Raw genomic sequence first — 19,367 nt, forward strand, 5'->3', positions numbered from 1 at the left:
ATGCCAAAGCATGCCCTTTTTGGTGCTCAATCTAAGCGTTTTTAAACGTTCTCAGGCTTCCACTTAATGCTACACCCCATGGAGGCATGCTGATCCTGGGCAAGGGGCTTACCCTCCGCAATGGCGATGGCCGCAATCTTCAGCTCCTCTTTACTCACCTGAGCAGGGTGACGCGGTGCATCATCCAGCCGCCCTCGATAACGTAGTTTTTGTGCCCCATCGTAGATGAAGAAATCCGGCGTACAGATCGCCCCATAGGCCTTGGCAACCTGCTGGCTATCATCATAGAGGTAGTCAAAGGTGTAGTTCTTTTCCGCTGAGCGCTGACACATGTTTTCAAAGCTATCATCGGGGTAGTTGGTGGCATCGTTGCTATTAATGCCCACCACAGCGATGTTGTGGGATTGTAAACTCTCCGCCAAGCGGATTAACCGCTCTTCAACCGCCAACACATAAGGGCAGTGGTTACAAATAAACATCACCACCAGCGCCTTGGCATCTTTATAATCTTCCAAGCGGTGTACTTTGCCATCGGTACCGGTTAGCTCAAAAGGAGCGGCTTGAGCGCCCAGCTCCCCTGGGGGGGTGTGCAGTAGAACCATGATCTGTTTCCCTCTGTATTAAATCCGCGATTGCGTAAAGGGCATGACAGAATCCAAGGACTCTGCCCCCATCTGTAACATCAGTAAGCGATCAACCCCCAATGCCACCCCACTAACCGCTGGCAAGCCAGCCTGCAGAGCCGCCAAGAAGCGTTGATCCATGGTAATGGCAGGTAACCCCTGTTGTTGGCGGCGTCTATTAACCGACTCCAAGCGTTGCCGCTGCTCAACAGCATCGGTCAACTCCAGATAACCGTTGGCCAGCTCCACACCATTAACATAGATCTCAAAGCGCTGGGCAACGGCAGGTGGCCCCGGATCGATCTGCGCCATACCGGCCCGCTGTGCGGGAAAGCGATCCACCACCACCACGGCTTTAGGGGGCAAACGGGGCTCCACCAACTCCGCTTGCAGATAGTCCATCAGCTCTTCACGCACCAGCCCGTCGGGGTAACTGAGGCGATGGGTCTTGGCCCACTGTTGCAGTTGTGCCAAAGAGGCGGTGTGGGGGTTGGGTCCGCCAGCCTGGGTAAACGCATCGGCATAGCTTAAAGGCTTAGAGATCGGCAGATCTAGAACCGTTCCAATCAGCTGGGCTGTCTCTGTCACCAACGCGTCAAGGGTCCACCCTACCCGGTACCACTCCAACATGGTGAATTCACGGTTGTGCAGACGTCCCAGCTCTTCACTACGAAACACTTTACCCAGGTAGTAAATATCGCCACTACCCGCCGCCAGAAGACGCTTCATACAGGTCTCTGGCGAGGTGTGCAGATACCCTTCCAGGGCGCCATCTTGGCAACGGATGGGCTCAATATGCTCTTCAGGTGCCAGCGCATGATGCAGGATCGGTGTATCCACCTCCAACGCATCTGTTTGCTCAAAATGGCTGCGCAGTTGGCTCAGCAACCGGGCACGCTGCGCCAACTGCGCACGATCCATACCCGGTTGCCAGGGTGTCGCCGTCACCAAGCTTAGCTCTTGGCCCGTTCCATATACTCACCAGAACGGGTATCGACCTTAACCCGGGCACCAATTTCCACAAACAGAGGAACCTTAATCGCCGCGCCGCTCTCGACGACAGCTGGCTTGGTAGCACCTGTGACGGTATCCCCACGCACGCCGGGCTCACATTCGGTAATTTCCAGGATCATAAAAGCGGGGGGTACGACAGCGATGGCCCGCTCTTCCCACAAGGTCACCTCATAGGTTTCATTTTCTTTGAGCCATTTTTTACAATCCTCAACCTGCTTTTCGGTCAGGGCGACCTGCTCGTAGGTGGCGGGATTCATAAAATGGTACATTTCACCATCGTTGTAGAGGTACTGCATGTCGGTATCCATGACATCGGCCTTGGGCACGCTGTCACTGGATTTAAAGGTCCGCTCGATCACCCGACCATCCATCAGGTTTTTAATTTTAATTTTGGTAAACGCCTGACCTTTACCAGGTTTTACAAAGTCGGCTTTCACAATAATCCAGGGCTGATTATCAACAAGAATACGCTTACCCTGCTTCATTTCTGTATGGGATAACATCGGTGTTCCTCTACGAACGGATCGTTCTATCTGGATACGGCACACCCGGCGGGCGGCACCGTGCATAAAGTGCTTAGCTAAGAAGCCAGAAAAGATACCATAAAAGCGGGTGCTTTCTCCACCCCATAGCCACCACAACTGGACCTGGACCTAACAGCGTGCTATACGGGACCTTATTCTTACCCCTTACCCGCCATCGGTAGCCAAACATGCCCTTTGATTCAACCCGGCTTAGTACCCAGGAAAAACAGGCGCACCACCAATTTCCCATGCTGATCACCCCCAACATGGCGGCCTGCAACCATGCACCAGATGACGCCATTGCCCGTCAGTTCCGGCCAGATGCTCAAGAGCTACAGAGCCCAAACCACTACGAAAAAGATCCCCTGCAAGAGGCCGCAAGCTCCCCCATGCCCGGTTTGGTCCATAAGTACCAGGGCCGCGCCCTACTGCACCTGACTGACGCCTGCCCTGTGCACTGCCGCTACTGTTTTCGGCGCCATGGTGCGGTCACCTCCCCGAAGGATCATGCCACAGAAACGGCACTCCTGACCTACCTGGAACAGGATACCAGCCTAAAAGAGCTCATCTTATCGGGTGGAGACCCCTTAATGCTGCCCCTGCATCAGTGGCAGTGGTGGATGCAACGCCTGAGTACCCTTGCACATATTGAGCGGATACGCATTCATAGCCGGGTACCCATTGCCGATCCTGCACGCATCACCCAACCCCTGCTGGATGCGCTGACAGAGACCAAAAAAACGGTGATCATGGTCATGCATTGCAACCATAGCCAAGAGCTAACCCAGGCGAGCAAAGCTGCCATTAGAGAGTGCAGAGAACAGGGATTTTTACTGCTTAATCAGTCGGTTTTACTGGCAGGTGTCAATGATACAACCGAAGCATTGGCCAACTTAAGCTTGGATCTTATTGGACTGGGGGTCATGCCCTACTACCTGCATCTGCTCGATGCCGTTGAGGGGGCTGCCCATTTTGAAGTCGATGAACAACAGGCCGCGACATTGATGCGCAGCCTGCACCAGCAACTCCCCGGCTACGCCCTACCAAAACTGGTTCGAGAGCGGCCTAACCTACCGGGTAAAGAGCCTATTCAGTGGTTTTAACGAGGATGGATTATTCGATTTTGAACAGACGGTTAAACTGCGCGGCCTCCAGCAGTTGACGCATTTCAGCACTGGCGCCACGGATCCGCAGGTTATGCGCACTGCCCTCAACCTGCTCACGTAGACGCAGCATAAACCCCATGCCGGATGAATCTAAAAAGCGGGTTGTACTCAGATCCACCACAAAACGATGGGCAGGATTGCTGGAGGGTTTTAAACGATCAATGGCATGCATCTGTTTTGCGGTAAAGCGCACATGAATTTTAACCACAGTCTCCTGTGGATCTTCAATAATTTCAATCTCACCGCCTTCGGTGTAAGCCATGTTGCCCCAGACGAATAACGCCTGCCCTCTTGTGTGGTGGGAGATCCATGACCACCCCAAACCATTAAGAAAAATACAAGTCGCTTTTGCAGGTCCCTCAACCATAAAAAGCTGACTCATCCATGCTACTAAAAAATTGTTTAGCCGATGGTGAACAACCGATCAAACTTGACGGTGTTCAGCATCTCGCGCACACCCTGACTAGGACGGCGTAAATGGATCGCACGATCGGCTGCGCCCAACTGTTCTTTTAAGCGCAGCAACATCCCCATAGATGAGGAGTCCATAAACTTGACCGCACCGATATCCACGATCACCTTATGATTGGGGGTACCTGGCAGCTTCAAGTCACCCAGCTTAAAAAGATCTTTGGCATTAAAACGATCACGTACCACGATCAGGGTTTCCTGCGGGGTTTGTGTGACCTGCATGGAACCACTGTCTGTAAAGCTCATCTATCTCTCCCTGGAATCATCCCTCCAATAGAAAAGGATGCGCTTTTTTAGGGTAAAAATCCAGCCAAAGATAACCTTTATCCCCACACAAACAAAAAACGGAGCACCCTTATGGGCACCCCGTTTATAACCCCCAACCAAACCTTAACCGAGGTCAAAGAATGGTGAATAATTTATCAAACTGCACGGTCTCCAGCAGACGACGAATTTCTGGCCGTGCCTTACGGATCACCATATTCTCCTGAGTGCCAGAAACCTGTTCACGCAAGCGCAAGATAATCCCCATACCAGAAGAGTCCAGAAACTCTGTCTCAGCCAAGTCAATAATATACTTATGACCTGCGTGGTCTGAAGGGCGAATATTATTCACTTCAAACAGCTGCTGCACGTTAAAGCGACCGCGTACACGTATCACCGTCTCGCTATCACTCTGGGTGACCAGAATCTCCCCAGCGTCGCTGAATGTCATTGTCCACACCCCTCATCTACAGTGATCTAACTGACTTCGCCAAACCATACCGCCGAGCCTTGATAGAGATCCCTTAAGGCAACGGTTTAGTCGGTTTGATACATAACCCAACACACTTTATGGCATGAGCTCTTATCCAGAATCAAGCTTTAAGCATCTGGAAGGTTACATTTTCTGCACAAACCCCTTGCAGAACCTGCAAAAGCCGCTCAACCATTTTCTGCGGCGACCTTCTCTTGGAAAAAGGCTTTAAGGGCTTCCAGGCGCTGCAAGCTCTCATCCCGACCAACCAACTGCAATATTTCATAGATACCCGGTGCCACATCACTCCCCGAAAGGGCGATCCGTACGGGTTGGCCAATTTTACCCATCTTTGCGCCGGTCTCTTCCATGACAGCTTTAAAGGCCGACTCCAAGCCTTCATCATTCCAATCCGTATCAGAGACCGTTTGCAAATGTGCAACCAACGCTTCATAGGCGGGTAGAACAGCCGCTTTCAGGTGTTTTTTAACGGACTTTTCCAGATATTCACTGGGCGCACGGAAGTAGAACATGCCCATATGTGCCATCTCCAGCAACGTCTTAACCCGCTCCTGCATGCCGGGAATGATCTGCTGCACAAAAGCCGGGTTGGGATTTTCCACCCCCAACCGCTCCAGATGCCAGATCAACTCACCCATCAATTCATCAGGGCTGGATTGGCGAATATGAATACCGTTGAGCCACAGTAATTTGGACTGGTTAAAAATGGCGGCACTGCGTCCCACATTGTTCACATCGAACAGTTCAACCATCTCATCCATGGTGAACTCCTCTTTTTCACCATGGGACCACCCCATACGAACCAAATAGTTATTCAGGGCACTGGCCAAGAAGCCCTCCTCACGGAACTGCAGAACCGAAACAGCACCGTGGCGTTTAGAGAGCTTGGCGCCATCTTCACCATGAATGAGCGGAATATGGGCATAATGAGGCACATTCCACCCCAACCCTTGGAACAGATGGATCTGCCGCGGCGTATTGCTGGTGTGGTCTTCACCACGGATCACGTGGGTAATGCCCATATCATGATCATCCACCACAACGGCCAAGTTGTAGGTGGGGGAGCCATCAGAGCGCAGCAAAATCAAGTCATCAAGCTCTTTGTTGCCAATGCGGATGGTACCCTGCACCAGATCGGGCCAGACCACCTCGCCCTCCAACGGGGTTTTAAAGCGGATCACATACGGCTGGTCAGGATGCTCTGTACGGCTACGGCAACGGCCATCGTAACGGGGCTTCTCTTTACGGGCCTGTTGGCCAGCGCGCATCTCGTCAAGCTCTTCTTTGCTGCAGTAGCATTTGTAGGCTTTGCCCTCTTCCAACAACTGAAGCGCCATATCTTTATGCCGCTGGGTGTTGTCCGACTGGAACAGCGGACCTTCATCCGGGTCCAGCCCCATCCAATGCATGCCATCAAGAATGGCGTCCACCACCTCCTGGCTAGAACGCTCACGGTCGGTATCTTCAATACGCAACACCGTTGTACCGCCAACATGGCGGGCTTGCAGATGGCAAAACAGTGCGGTACGAGCCCCACCAACGTGTAAAAAACCAGTAGGGGATGGGGCAAATCGGGTACGCATGACCATGATGTTATCTCGCGGTTTGGGGCTTTATGCAGGGGGCTGGCAACACCTATGTCGGTGTCATCCATCGCATCTTACTTATCGGAACAGAGGGTTGTTACCATGTTGTGACCTTTTTTACAACCATACTCACACCATTTTCTTACCATTGTCCTAGCCTTTAACCCCCGCCCTTTAGTATGATGTCTCGTTTCTATTCCCGACTACCCTGGCCCATTGGAGCTCCTATCGTGGTTCAGCCTAAGAATCTGAATGATCCTAACACCTATGCCGAAGCCCTTTGCCTAGCGGCCACCAGCGACTCGCAAGAGACGTTGATGCAATGGCTGGCCGATACGGAAGAGGTGGCCAAGGATCCCCTGGTCAAGCGCTACGAGTTCTTTGCCCAACGCCTGCAAGATATGGCGCCACGCCCTGAGCTGGGTTTTAAAGCCCGCACGAACCGTCAGGCCCCTGCCCCAAAAATTGGGCGGAACGATCCCTGCCCCTGCGGTTCAGGCAAAAAATTTAAAAGCTGCCATATTAATGAGGCCGAAAAGCTGAGCTTTAAGCTGGGCAACCCCACCGCCCCCATTATGGCCGCTGCAACAGCACAGCTGATCAGTGAAATGGAAGCCGAGGCACTGGATGATGTGCCACGGGATAAGCTGACCGACTTGGCGGCGAGTGAAATGGCCTCCTGTTACTACCGTAACGAAGAGACCGAAGTGGCTCTTGAGCTACTTAAAGGGGTTTTGGATGGCCCCCGTGAGCATGACTTTATGCTCTACGACTACTGGATCGCCCGCTATGCGGAGTGGTTGGTCGAGATTGATCAAGCCAAAGAAGCCGAAGAGTTCTTGATGGATGAGTACGATGCCCCCCGCGGCACGGAAAAACATCAGGTCGCTCAAAAGCTCGGTGCTTTCTATCTGGACCAAGGCGATCCCGGCAATGCTGAAACATGGATCGAAACCGCGCTTGAGCAAGATGGCCAGAACCCCTTTAATCACTACCTTAAAGGGTTAACCCAGCACGCCACCGGCAACTGGGAACCGGCCATTGCCAGCTATCAAACAGCCATGACCTTTACCGAGGCCATGCAGGGCCAAGAACAGGGCGCCCTACAGACCATGGTGCAAGAAGCCATGGAAAAAGCCCAGCGCCAGGAGCTGCCTGACGCTGAAGAGGAAACAGCCACGGAAGAGGCTTGATCCTTCAGCTTAACGCTACCGCTTGAGCGGACAGGTTGATCTCAACCGGCCAAAGGCGATCAGTCATCGTGTACAGAGTGGTCATGTGAGTAGGTCGTTATTCACCTGCTCACCGTTGACCAGAGACAACGAGACACCGACTAAAAACAGATTCTGGGCACCCCCAGACCATTGAATACTTGGAGCATCAGCATCATGAAGCGCACCCACTACTGCAACGATGTGCGGGAAAGCCAAATCGGTGAAAAGGTAACCCTGGAAGGCTGGATTAATCGTCGTCGTGACCACGGCGGGGTTATTTTTGTGGACCTTCGCGACCGGACTGGTCTGGTTCAGGTGGTGTTCAGCCCTGAGCTGTATGCTGACCCCCACGCCCAAGCCCACGGCCTGCGTAGCGAGTATGTGATCCGGGTTCAGGGTAAAGTAACAGCCCGTACCGATGAGACCATCAATGCCAATATGGATACCGGGAAGATTGAGGTCGTTGTAGAGGAACTGGATATTCTCAACAGCTCCCTGCCCCTGCCTTTCCAGTTGGATGATGATGTCTCTGAGAACCTGCGCTTGCAGTATCGTTTTCTTGACCTGCGTCGCCCAGAGATGCAGAAAAACATGATCTTCCGCCACCGCATTATGCAGTCGGTACGAAACCACCTGGATGGCACCGGTTTTGTTGAGGTTGAGACCCCCATGCTCACCCGCAGCACTCCAGAAGGCGCCCGGGACTATCTGGTCCCCAGCCGTGTCAGCCCCAGTGAGTTCTATGCCCTGCCCCAGTCTCCCCAGCTGTTTAAACAGCTGCTGATGATGGCCGGTTATGACCGCTACTTCCAGATTGTACGCTGCTTCCGGGATGAGGATCTGCGTGCTGACCGTCAACCTGAATTCACCCAGATCGACCTTGAGATGTCCTTTGTCGAACCGGATGATGTCATGGACCTGACCGAAGGCGTGGTCGCCCGCGCCTTTAAAGATACGCTGGATATTGAGATCGCCCAGCCTGTTCGCCGCATGACCTATGCCGAAGCCATGGATAAATATGGCCTGGATGCCCCAGATCTGCGTATTAGCATGGAGCTTAAGGACATTACAGAGGTGATGAAAGCCTCGGAGTTTAAGGTGTTCCGTCAGGCCGCTACCCTGGAAGGTCGTGGCAATGAGCACGGCTTGGTCAAGGTTCTTAAGGTTCCAGGCGGCAATAAGCTGACCCGTAAGCAGATTGATGCCTACACCGAGTTTGTGGGTATTTATGGGGCCAAAGGCTTAGCTTACATTAAGATCAATGGCTCCTGGCGTGATGAGGGGTGGCAATCTCCCATCGTTAAGTTCCTTGGCGAAGCGGAGAAGGATGCCATTCAGGAGGCCACCCAAGCGCAAGAGGGTGATCTGCTCTTCTTTGGGGCCGACAAAGCCAGTGTGGTGAACGAAGCCCTGGGTCGCCTGCGGGTTAAAGTGGGTAAAGATCTGGAGATGCTCTCTGACGAGAAGTTTGCCTTTGTTTGGGTCACCGACTTCCCCCTGCTCGATTGGGACAACGACTCCCGCAAGAACACAGCGGTTCACCACCCCTTCACCGCGCCTCATCCTGAGGATATTGTACATCTGGAGAATGCAGACAGTGCATCGGCTGAGCATCCTCTGGAGAAAGTACGCTCCCAGGCCTATGACTTGGTGTTGAACGGTACGGAGGTGGGCGGTGGTTCCATCCGTATTCACGACACCGACCTGCAGCGTCGTATGCTAGAGTTGCTGGAGATTGGTGAGGAAGAGGCCGAGGGTAAGTTTGGCTTCCTGCTGCGCGCACTGCAGTATGGTGCGCCCCCCCACGGTGGTTTGGCTCTAGGCCTGGATCGTCTGGTCACTTTAATGTTGGAGCTGGACTCCATCCGTGACGTCATCGCCTTCCCCAAAACCCAAAAGGCAACCTGCTTGATGACTGAAGCCCCCTCTAAAGTGGACAATGCCCAAATGAAAGAGCTGCAACTGCGCAGCACCTTCAAGCCAAAAACGACCGAATAAATCACGGCCTGCACCCAACAAAAAGCCCCCAGCGGTGTATACCACTGGGGGCTTTTTGTTGGGTTATCACCCTTTTCAACCTCTGCCTGCACATCTCACACGCCCTGCCTTTAGGGGGCAAAGGGTGTGATGGGTTGGCACGGCAAATGGGGTTCTCCCCCCTTTGGTGCCCCCTCAAAATGGGGAGACCATCACCATACGATCTTCAGCCAACACCACCTCCCCGCTAAACACCGCTCGGCACTCCGGCAAGCGCGCGGCATCAGGCCGGTTATGGATCAGGGGATAGAGATGGGAGAGGATCAACGTTTTCACCCCAGCCTTTTGGGCAACCTCCCCACACTGTTGCGCACTCATATGCCCTGCAAAGTCGCCCTCAGCCAGGGTGGAGCAATCATAAATGGCCAAATCGGCATGAGCACTCAGCTGGACCAGCGCCTCCGACGGATCGGCATCCCCCGAGTAGACAAGACTCTGCCCCCCACAGGAGAGACGATAACCCAGAGCAGGCATGTTGGGGTTATGCACCATGGGCGCACTATCCAGGGTTAACGGACCCATGGTGAGTGCCTGGGGGTTCTCCTGCACCTGCAACTCAAACCTCTGCGGTTTTTTGGTCTGTAGAAAAACAAATGCATCCAAAAAATCCTGGATCCCCTCAGGCCCAAACAGGGTAAGGGGTTTGCTGCGCGCCATACCGGGCAGATGAAAGGCGTGAAAAAGCGTGAGCAGATCACCAATATGGTCAGGATGGGTATGGGTGATGGCAATATAATCCAGATCCACCAAAGCATGCCCCAGCTCCGCCAAACGCCAAACGGTGCCGCTGCCACAATCCATTAACATCGTCCACCCCTCGCCCTGCACCAGATAACCTGGTGGATGACGTGTCGCCATGGGGGTACCGGTACCACTGCCCAAGATGGTTAGCTTCATGATCCCCCCTTATTGCACATGGGCGGTTTGTGCGGGCCAGAGCCATGCCGCACCACGCACCCCGCTGGAGTCCCCATATTTGGCCTTAACCAACTGGGTATCAACCCGATCAGAGAACACATACGGCCCCCATAGCTTGGGAACCTCTTCATAGAGCCGCGCCACATTGGACATACCGCCCCCCAGCACAATCACGTGAGGATCCACCACATTAATGATGGAAGCCAGCGCACGGGCCATACGGTGTTCATAGCGTTCAATGGCCTCGACAGCCTCTTTCTCTCCAGCCGCCAACCGCTCAGCCACCTGCTTGCCGGTCAGTTGTGTGCCCGCCACTTGGTTATAATCCCGCGCATAGCCGGTTCCGGAAATAAAGGTCTCAATACAGCCAGATTTACCGCAGTAACACGCCGTACCCGGCCGTTCATGATCTAAGGGTCCAGGCAGGGGGTTATGCCCCCACTCTCCAGTAATGGCGTTACCCCCTTGTAGTAATTGGCCATTAACCACAAAGCCCCCCCCACAACCGGTTCCCACAATCACCCCAAATACCACAGGGGCCCCTGCTGCGGCGCCATCAGAAGCCTCGGAGAGGGCAAAACAGTCGGCATCATTGGCCAAACGCACCGGACGCGCCAAACAGGCCTCCAGATCCTCCCGCAAGGGCTGACCGATCAGACAGACCGAGTTTGATCCCTTAAGGCGACCTGTATAGGGAGAGACCGCCCCAGGTGTTCCCACCCCCACAGGTATGTTCTTACCGGCAATACCCGCTTCCTGCTCAATACGTTTAACCAGCGCACAGATCGCTTTAACCGTACCCTGGTAATCACCTTGGGGGGTATCACAACGGTGGCGTACCTTAATGGCCCCCGCCTCATCCATGACAATGGCCTCTACCTTGGTTCCACCCAGATCCACACCAATGCGCATGCGATTATCCTTCCGTAATGACTGGCTCAGCGCGACTGGCCCGCCATTTTTTAATCCATCCCGGCAGAAAAGAGACCAAAGCCAACATGGCCAAAGCCAATAAACCTTTCTGCATAAGCCCCTCACCACCGGTTGCGGCCTCTTTGCCGACAAAACCTAAATAGGTGTAAACAGCGGTACCGGGCAACATAAACAGCCATGAGGCCAACAGGTAGCTCCAAAAGGAGACCCTGGTCAAGCCAAAGGCATAATTCAGCAGATTAAAGGGAAACAGCGGCACCAACCTGGTAAAGGCCACAAAGCGCCACCCCTCCTGCTCCACCCCATCCAACAGTTTTTTGGCCATGCCTTTGGCTTTACTCTCTATCCATTCTCGCATGAGATAGCGACAGAGGATAAAGGCAATGCCCGCCCCAATCGTTGCAGCCGTTAAGTTATACAGGGTACCCCAAACAGGCCCAAACAGTGCCCCACCGGCCATGGTGATCACAATACCGGGTAAAAACAGCACCGTTGCCAAGACATAAACCACCCCAAACACCAACGGGGCCAACCAGCCAAAGCTTTGCACCCAATTTTCCAGGGCCTCAGGATCCAGTTGGTCCCGATACAGTGATGCCAGAGCGATCCCACCCAACAGCACCACCAAAATCAGGATCTGTATTGCACGTTTTTTCATCCTGCCATCCCCTTGCCAACCCTGTTACCATACCGACGCTGCATGACAGTGCCATGACGCCTTGTCTGGCCACCTCCACCCTCCAGCTATGGCCACTACAGATGTCAGACGCCCCGCAAACAGATTCGGTTCCTGACACGCCAGAAGAAGAGGCGTTAATTGCGGAAAGCCGCATCACGGCACATCAATGGATTCCACCTGAGATTGAGCCCATTGAGCGGGATGGCGAATACTTTTATCCGCTCAAGGATATCGTACCCTTACGTTCCCGCAAGGCATGGAAGAAAAAAGGGCGCCGCATTGCTGCCGATACCGAGCCCCTTTCCCATACCGAAGGCGAACACCCAACCGCCCTGTTTGGCTACCACCAGTCCCTCTCTGAGCTGGAATTTCTTGAGCTCCATCGGGCGTCCATGACCCAACGTTGTCAAACCTGGAACCAAACATGGCAACAGTTGGAGGAGGACCGCAGCAGCTTTTTAACACAACTCGCCCATGAGCGACCTGAAGAGGTGGAGTTTGACCTTCATGAACTTCTGCGCCGCTTTAAGGAACTAAGCGATCAGCATGACCACCTGCGCCGTGCAGCCCGTGAACTAGAGCTACCTTTACAAGCCCTGGATGAGCCGCTATGGCCCGCTGTACTGCAGGCCTACCGGGTACGCCGTACCGAAGCCGCCCTGGAGGATATTGAATCCCCCATCGCTGAGCTGACCCAGCCCATTATTGACACTCTGTTGCAGCAGGAGCAGGAGCACCAAGACCCCTACCATCTGCAACCGTTTTGGGAGTTTTATGGCCGCTTTCACAAGCGCTACGAGTCCGCTCTGTTTGAGCATCAAATCTCCCAAGCGACCCGTATTGAGGAGTTTCACAACCTCTTTCCCGCTCGGGAACAGGTTCGCCATTTTACCCTCTACCTTGGCCCTACCAACTCCGGCAAGACCTACCAGGCACTTCAGCGTTTAAAAGATGCTGAGACCGGGTGCTATCTGGCCCCCCTACGCCTGCTTGCCCTGGAGGTTGCGGATACCCTTAATGAATGGGGGGTGCCGTGCAGTATGGTCACCGGCGAAGAGCGTATGATGGTGGAAGGGGCCAAACATACGGCCAGCACCATTGAGATGCTCTCCACCCACACCAAATTTGATGTCGCGGTCATTGATGAAGCACAAATGGTGGGGGATATCGACCGAGGCTGGGCATGGACCCAGGCTATTTTGGGTGTACGCGCCAAAGAGGTGTGCATTATCGCCGCCCCCTCCGCCCGCCCCATCATTGAAAAACTGCTACGCCTAACCGAAGAACCCTGGGATGTGGTGGAGCTGGAGCGCCTGACCCCGTTGCAAACCCTGAGCAAACCGGTTGAGTCCCTCACTGAGATGGAGCCTGGCACGGCGCTGGTTGCTTTTAGTCGCACCCAGGTTCTACGCCTAAAAGCTGAAGTGGAACATGCCACGGGTAAAAAATGTGCAGCACTCTACGGGGCCTTACCCCCTGAAGTGCGGCGTATGCAGGCCGCCCTGTTTAATCGGGGCGATGCCCCTTACCTGGTGGCCACGGATGCCATCGGCATGGGGCTTAACCTGCCCATCAAAACCATTCTCTTTGCCCAAGATCGTAAAATGATCAATCGGGTTGAGCATATGCTGACCCCCATGGAGGTCAGGCAGATAGCCGGCCGCGCGGGACGCTATGGTAAAAATGAGGTCGGCTTTGTCGGCACCTACCGCATCGGCACGGCCCATGTCAGGCAGGCTCTACAGGCCACCCCTTTTGATGTGCGAAAAGCCCACCTGGCGCCCAATCTGGACCACATAACAGCCATTGCCCAGCTGCAGGAGGGGCACAGACTTAAGTTGGCCCGCCTGTTTACCCTATTTATTAAAGCGGTTAAACCCGACCCGACACTCTATGAACTGTCGGATCTTGATGATCAAACCACCCTGGCTCGCATTGCAGACCGGCATAAAAAACTGGATCTCGCCACCCGTTTTATGCTCTCTGCCGCCCCGGTCCCCTTACGGGCCACCATGGCGGTTAGCGCCTTCGAACGCATGGTAGAGGCCATTGCCAAGCAGCACCCAATCGCCTTGGAAGAGGCACTACCCAACCCCCCTCACCGGGCAGACCCCAACCGCTTAATCAAGCTCGAAGATGCGGTTAAAGTGGTTAATATCTACTGCTGGCTCCATTTTAGGCAGGAGGATATTTTTCCAGACCTGCCCGATGCAGAGAGACTAAGGGATCACCTTAACACCGAGATCAACACCCTGCTTGGTCGGCAAAAAAAGGTCCGTGACAGCGGAACTTGCGAAAAATGCCATGCCCCCCTACCGGGTCACTGGCGCGGCAAGTTATGCCGCCGTTGTGAACCCCCCAAAAAACGCGGGGGGTATCCACGGGGGGGACGTAAACCATTTAAACAGGGAGAACGCTCAAACCGTAAGCACGACCGCCACGGATAAACCAACTGCCCGACCAAAAACAGATACTGCAACATAACGTTTTTAATGAACTTTTCAGCCATCCACCGGTCCACCTTGATAGAGCCTTAACCGCGGCACCCGTAACCAGCCCATTTATTAAACCCAAAAGTGGGTTCTGGCTGGGCGCATAGGTTGGAATATGGCATAGTTTTTTAATAGGGAAGTAGGCGTAGCCCAACTTAAGTAGGCTACGGGGTAGTGGGTAGGAACTTTACAGTAGGTTTTATCTCCAGGGCGACGGTTCGAAAATCATGAGCGATCAAACATCATCCGGTACTGGTCCAAAACTCTCTTTGATCCCACTGGGTGAGGAGGAAGAGGCAAGCCAGACACCAGAGGCCGCACCTGAAAAGGCACCCGCCCCCTCCACAGGTTTGTCCCTAAAATCTGCGGAGAGTGAGGCCACGGAAGCCGAAGCGACGCCCAAGACTGAAACAGCCCCGCCCCCCCCAGTAACCGGCTTGGGGTTGAAGTCCACGGCAGATGATGCCGCCTATGTGGATGATCCGCCACCCGCAGCATCCGCCACCCCAGCGGCCACTGCGACAAACCTGCAGCCCGCACAAGCTACAGCGCCCGAGCCAACCCCTGCACCGGTACAAGCTACAGCGCCCGAGCCAACCCCTGCACCGGTACAAGCTACAGCGCCCGAGCCGACACCGGCACCCGCCGCAAAGCCCAAGCCAACACCGGCACCGGCACCGGCACAAGCGACAGCGCCCAAGCCTACAGCGGCACCGCAACAACCAGCAGCTCCCGCTCAAGCGACAGCGAGCGAGCCTGAAGCCTCCTCAGATTTCTCACCACCAGACCGTGGAAGTTTTAAATTAGGGGGTTTGGCCACACCGCCCAAAAAAGAGGACAAACCCTCTGGTGGGGATTTTAAACCCGCCGAGCGGGAGAGTTTTAAACTGGGCAGCGACAAACCCGAGCCCCCTGCCGCCTCCAGTGGTGACTTCCAACCGGCGGAACGGGAGAGCTTTAAACTGGGCAGCGACACACCCGAGCCCCCTGCCGCCTCCAGTGGTGACTTCCAACCAGCGGAACGGGAGAGCTTTAAACTGGGCAGCGACACACCCGAGCCCCCTGCCGCCTCCAGCGGTGACTTCCAACCGGCGGAACGAGAGAGTTTTAAACTCAGCAAATCGGCCCCTAAAGAGCCCCCGGCGGAAGAGCCCAGTGCCGATCAAGCTGTCGAAGACGATTTTGAACCTGCAGATCGAGGCGACTTTAAACTGGGTGGTCTGGCCACCCCCATTGCGGCTAAACAAGCCCCAAAAAGTGCGGGAGACTTTAAACCCGCAGACCGCGATGGCACGTTTAAACTGGACGACTCACCGTCAGATAAGCCCCCCGCGCAAGAACCCAAAGTGCAGGAACCCAAAGCGCAGGAACCCAAAGCGCAGGAAGAGACACCCGTGGTCGAGGCGGCCCCAGCACCAGCACCGGTCGAACCCGAGCCTAAACCCGAACCCGTTGCAGCGGCACCTGAACAACCGCCCCCCCCTGCCCAGCCTCCGCAAGCAAGCCTGCCTGAAGAGCTGGACTATGATGAGGATGACGACGACGATGACGCCCCAACGGTCATGGCCTCATCCGCATCCATGGCGGCAATGGCAACAGGGCAAAAAGAACCCGAACCCCCTGCTGCCCCCGTACCCGCCATGCCGATCGATGATGCGTGGGATGACGACGACGACGACGACGATGCCCCCACGGTCATGACCCAATCCCCCATGCTCTCCATGTCCGATGATGATATGGATGATGATGACGATGCACCGACGGTCATGACCCAAGCCCCTGTTTCATCATCATCCGGCCAAATGGCAGATGACGACGATGATGATGAAGATGCCCCAACGGTCATGACCCAAGGGGCCATGCCTTTTGATGATGAGTCAACCCAGGCCACGGGTATGACCGGTGAAACCACCGGCATGACAGGCGTCACCACCAGTACAGGCACCATGTTAACCGCCCGCCGCCGCCGTAAAAAAGGCGGGGGGGATGATGAGCACAAGCACCCAGACGCCCTACCCGAAGGGGAGCTGCTCTTCAATGACATGTACCAAGTTGAGAGAGTCTTGGGGCAAGGGGGTTTTGGTCTTACCTATAAAGCCAAAGACCTAAACCTTAATGCTTTTGTTGCGATCAAAGAGTACCTGCCTAAACAAATTGCCCAGCGGATGCCGGATAAATCCATCCAGGCGCGTAACCGCGGGGATATTGATATGTTCAACCAGGGACGTGATCGGTTCCTGGATGAAGCACGAACCCTGGCCCAGTTTAAGCACCCCTCACTGGTGCGTATTCTCACCTATTTCTCCCATAACAACACCGCCTATATGGCGATGGAGTTTGAGGATGGCGAACCGCTTTCAGATATCATAAAACGTGAAAAAACCCTGGATGAAAAAGCCATGCTCGCGGTTATTATGCCGTTGCTGCAAGGGGTTGAGGTACTTCACCAGCAAAAATATATTCACCGGGATATCAAACCCGACAACATCTTTATCCGCTCCAAAGATGGCACCCCTGTGCTGTTGGACTTTGGTTCTGCCCGTCAAGAGTCTGGGAATGAAGATGGGCAGATGACCGCCATGCTCACCCCCAACTACGCCCCCATGGAGCAGTATTTTGATGATGCTTCCAGGCAGGGGCCTTGGACGGATATCTACTCTGTTGGCGCGGTGATGTACCGCTGTATCAGTGGCCGTAAACCGGCCAACGCCCCGCAACGAAGCAATGCGTTGATGCGCAATGCCGACGACCCCATGGTACCCGCGCTTGAAGTGGGGGCAGGACGTTACTCAGAAGCTGTCTTGAAAGCCATTGATCTCGCCTTAACGGTGGTGGAGACCGACCGACCCCAGGTGATCTCCGAATGGCTCAACGCGGTGTCCACGGAAGAGGGCGCTTCTGACTTCTCCTCTGAAGTTCTGCATGCGGATATGAACAGCCGCAGCAACCGCATTATCATGGCCTCCGCTGCGGCGATTATCCTGGTTCTGGTAGGCGGGTTAATATGGATGGGCCAAATTGGGAGCGGTGATCTGTTGCTCTCAGAAAAAGAGCGCACCGCCAAGCTCATTGCCGAACTGACAGAAAAAGCAGATAAAGGCAACGCCACGGCCATGTATCAGCTGGCTGAACGGCGTTTGAGTGGCCGTGGTTTGAAAAAAAATGCATCCACAGCCTACCAGTGGATGCTAAAATCCGCCGAAGCAGGCAACACCAAGGCCATGCACCAAGTCGCACTTTATCTGCGTAACGGCACGGGTACCGCCAAGAACCCCAAGCAGAGCGCCCAATGGTTTAGTCAAGCGGCTGAAAAAGGCAATGCACTCTCTCAATTTCACTACGCTGTCGCCCTCGGCTCTGGCGAAGGGCTAGAGAAAAAAGATCTGGCCCAGGGTATATCCTGGATGGCCAAATCCTCGGATGGTGGTTATGCCCCTGCCCGTTATGTCATGGCCCAGCTCCTGGAAATAGGTAGTGATTTTCTACCGCAAGACCACGCCAAGGCTTTTGAGCTTTATCTTAAAGCCTCTGAACAGCGTATTCACAAAGCGACCTACCGTTTAGCCTACCTTTATGACAACGGCACAGGCACGACACAAGACCAGAAAAAAGCGAGGGAAACCCTATCCAAAGCGGCCAAGAACGGTATTGCTGAAGCGCAATATGAGCTGGGCCTTTGGCTAAAATATGGACATGGCGGGCCGATCAACCAAAAAGAGGCCTTCTACTGGTTGAGTAAAGTGGCCAAACAAGGGGTTGCACCTGCTCAACATTTGGTGGCGCAGGCTCTGGTCACAGGTGTTGGCACCACCCCCAACTATGTCGAAGCCCGTGAATTTTACACCTCAGCAGCCCAGCAGGGCTATGTTGATGCCCAGCTTCAACTGGCAGAGATGCTTAAAGAGGGAACCGGCATTACCAAAGATCTGCCTGAATCCTCTTTATGGATGAAAAAAGCAGCCGAAGCAGGCAACCGTAGCGCCCAATATCAAATTGCTATCCATCTCAAAGAGGGGCTAGGGGTCAACATTGACCTGGCTGATGCGTTTACCTGGTTTCAAAAGGCCGCCGAGCAAGGCCACCTTGAAGCTCAAAGCCAGTTGGCTTTGATGTATGAAAAAGGCAATGGCGTGGTTAAAAACATGGCCAAGGCGATTAAGTGGTACCATGCCGCCGCTGAACAAGGCTCCCGTGATGCGCAAAAAAACCTGGCCTGGATGTATGAGGAAGGTAACGGCGTTAAAAAGGATATTACCCAGGCGGTACGCCTGTATATGATGGCGGCCCAGCAGGGGGATGTAAAAGCACAGAAGAACCTAGCCTGGATGTTTGAAGTGGGCCGGGGTGTCCCGGTTGATTTGGTCCGTTCCTACTTCTGGAACGCTGTGGCAGCTTCAGCAGGTGACCAAGACGCCGCCAGTAACCTGAACCTTATTATCCGCGACATGGACCAACAGCAGCAACTGGATGGCGACCGCATGGTTAAACAGTGGCTACGGGTCCAAAAAGAGAAGACAAAGGAGCATAAAAGCTAAGCGGGTTTCCCCTTCGGGTGCCAAGCAACCGAGCTTTTTCCACAGGCCAAATAAAGAAGGGGCTGCTTATTTAAGCAGCCCCTTCTTTTATCGGTGCTTTGATCCAGTCACACACTTTAGCCTCTGCTCGCCCCCCCATGCAGGGCGCCAAGCAACCGTGTTTTTTTCCATACGCCCGATCAAGAAGGAGCGGCTGGTTTAAGCCGCCCCCTTTTTCATCCTACCGGGTACATGCGCATGGGTATCGATGCGGTCAAAACCCCCTGGCCCCTGCTTCAGCCCCACATAGGGCGCAAAACCTCCCTGTTTTTTTTCACAGGCCAAACAGAAAAGGGGCTGCTTGTTTAAGCAGCCCCAGACTGCTGACAAACCGCACACCGGGAACGGTTGTGCGGTTTGTTGTATAATGGGGCATGTT

The 19,367-nt window shown here is 54.4% G+C and carries 15 protein-coding genes; 5 read left to right on the plus strand and 10 right to left on the minus strand.

Annotated elements, in window-relative coordinates; all coding sequences use genetic code 11:
- Positions 1–41 precede the first annotated feature (41 nt).
- The 3 genes from V5T57_RS07740 to efp are packed head-to-tail and all read right to left on the minus strand — an operon-like array spanning position 42 to position 2,140.
- Complete coding sequence (locus V5T57_RS07740; protein ID WP_332890614.1) at positions 42–602, minus strand: thioredoxin family protein; 561 nt, start codon at positions 600–602, stop codon at positions 42–44.
- An 18-nt stretch (positions 603–620) separates the two neighbouring features.
- Complete coding sequence (gene epmA, locus V5T57_RS07745; protein ID WP_332890615.1) at positions 621–1,571, minus strand: EF-P lysine aminoacylase EpmA; 951 nt, start codon at positions 1,569–1,571, stop codon at positions 621–623.
- A 5-nt stretch (positions 1,572–1,576) separates the two neighbouring features.
- Positions 1,577–2,140 (minus strand): elongation factor P, encoded by a 564-nt coding sequence (gene efp, locus V5T57_RS07750; RefSeq protein WP_332890616.1) that lies wholly within the window; start codon positions 2,138–2,140, stop codon positions 1,577–1,579.
- A gap of 209 nt (positions 2,141–2,349) precedes the next feature.
- Here efp and V5T57_RS07755 point away from each other — a divergent pair, with 209 nt between their 5' ends.
- Positions 2,350–3,264 (plus strand): KamA family radical SAM protein, encoded by a 915-nt coding sequence (locus tag V5T57_RS07755; RefSeq protein ID WP_332890617.1) that lies wholly within the window; start codon positions 2,350–2,352, stop codon positions 3,262–3,264.
- 10 nt (positions 3,265–3,274) lie between these two features.
- Here the strand turns inward: V5T57_RS07755 and V5T57_RS07760 are convergent, their stop codons facing one another.
- The 4 genes from V5T57_RS07760 to gltX form a co-directional block, all read right to left on the minus strand.
- Positions 3,275–3,589 carry an STAS domain-containing protein gene (locus V5T57_RS07760; protein ID WP_332890618.1) on the minus strand — a complete coding sequence of 105 codons (315 nt, stop codon included), beginning with the start codon at positions 3,587–3,589 and terminating at the stop codon, positions 3,275–3,277.
- A 140-nt stretch (positions 3,590–3,729) separates the two neighbouring features.
- Positions 3,730–4,044 (minus strand): STAS domain-containing protein, encoded by a 315-nt coding sequence (locus tag V5T57_RS07765; RefSeq protein ID WP_332890619.1) that lies wholly within the window; start codon positions 4,042–4,044, stop codon positions 3,730–3,732.
- Positions 4,045–4,198: 154 nt separating this feature from the next.
- Positions 4,199–4,513, minus strand: coding sequence for an STAS domain-containing protein (locus V5T57_RS07770; RefSeq protein ID WP_332890620.1), 315 nt, complete (start codon positions 4,511–4,513; stop codon positions 4,199–4,201).
- A gap of 209 nt (positions 4,514–4,722) precedes the next feature.
- Complete coding sequence (gene gltX, locus V5T57_RS07775; protein WP_332890621.1) at positions 4,723–6,144, minus strand: glutamate--tRNA ligase; 1,422 nt, start codon at positions 6,142–6,144, stop codon at positions 4,723–4,725.
- Positions 6,145–6,371: 227 nt separating this feature from the next.
- Between gltX and V5T57_RS07780 the strand changes: the two genes are divergently transcribed.
- On the plus strand, positions 6,372–7,334 hold the full coding sequence (locus tag V5T57_RS07780) for an SEC-C metal-binding domain-containing protein (RefSeq protein WP_332890622.1): 963 nt from the start codon (positions 6,372–6,374) through the stop codon (positions 7,332–7,334).
- A gap of 195 nt (positions 7,335–7,529) precedes the next feature.
- Positions 7,530–9,353: an aspartate--tRNA ligase gene (gene aspS / locus V5T57_RS07785; RefSeq protein WP_332890623.1), complete on the plus strand. Its 1,824-nt coding sequence runs from the start codon at positions 7,530–7,532 to the stop codon at positions 9,351–9,353.
- Positions 9,354–9,527: 174 nt separating this feature from the next.
- Here the strand turns inward: aspS and V5T57_RS07790 are convergent, their stop codons facing one another.
- From V5T57_RS07790 to V5T57_RS07800, 3 genes are read right to left on the minus strand one after another with little or no spacing between them, the layout of a single operon-like run.
- Complete coding sequence (locus tag V5T57_RS07790) at positions 9,528–10,289, minus strand: MBL fold metallo-hydrolase (protein WP_332890624.1); 762 nt, start codon at positions 10,287–10,289, stop codon at positions 9,528–9,530.
- Positions 10,290–10,298: 9 nt separating this feature from the next.
- Positions 10,299–11,222: an ROK family protein gene (locus V5T57_RS07795; RefSeq protein WP_332890625.1), complete on the minus strand. Its 924-nt coding sequence runs from the start codon at positions 11,220–11,222 to the stop codon at positions 10,299–10,301.
- Between the two features lie 4 nt (positions 11,223–11,226).
- Positions 11,227–11,901, minus strand: coding sequence for a TVP38/TMEM64 family protein (locus V5T57_RS07800; RefSeq protein ID WP_332890626.1), 675 nt, complete (start codon positions 11,899–11,901; stop codon positions 11,227–11,229).
- Between V5T57_RS07800 and V5T57_RS07805 the strand changes: the two genes are divergently transcribed.
- On the plus strand, positions 11,886–14,369 hold the full coding sequence (locus V5T57_RS07805; RefSeq protein ID WP_332890627.1) for a helicase-related protein: 2,484 nt from the start codon (positions 11,886–11,888) through the stop codon (positions 14,367–14,369). The genes V5T57_RS07800 and V5T57_RS07805 overlap by 16 nt on opposite strands.
- 272 nt (positions 14,370–14,641) lie before the next feature.
- Entirely contained in the window at positions 14,642–18,949 is a 4,308-nt protein-coding gene (locus V5T57_RS07810; protein ID WP_332890628.1) for a protein kinase domain-containing protein, read from the plus strand.
- The last annotated feature ends 418 nt before the right edge of the window (positions 18,950–19,367 follow it).

The sequence above is a fragment of the Magnetococcus sp. PR-3 genome (assembly GCF_036689865.1).
GTDB lineage: Bacteria > Pseudomonadota > Magnetococcia > Magnetococcales > Magnetococcaceae > Magnetococcus.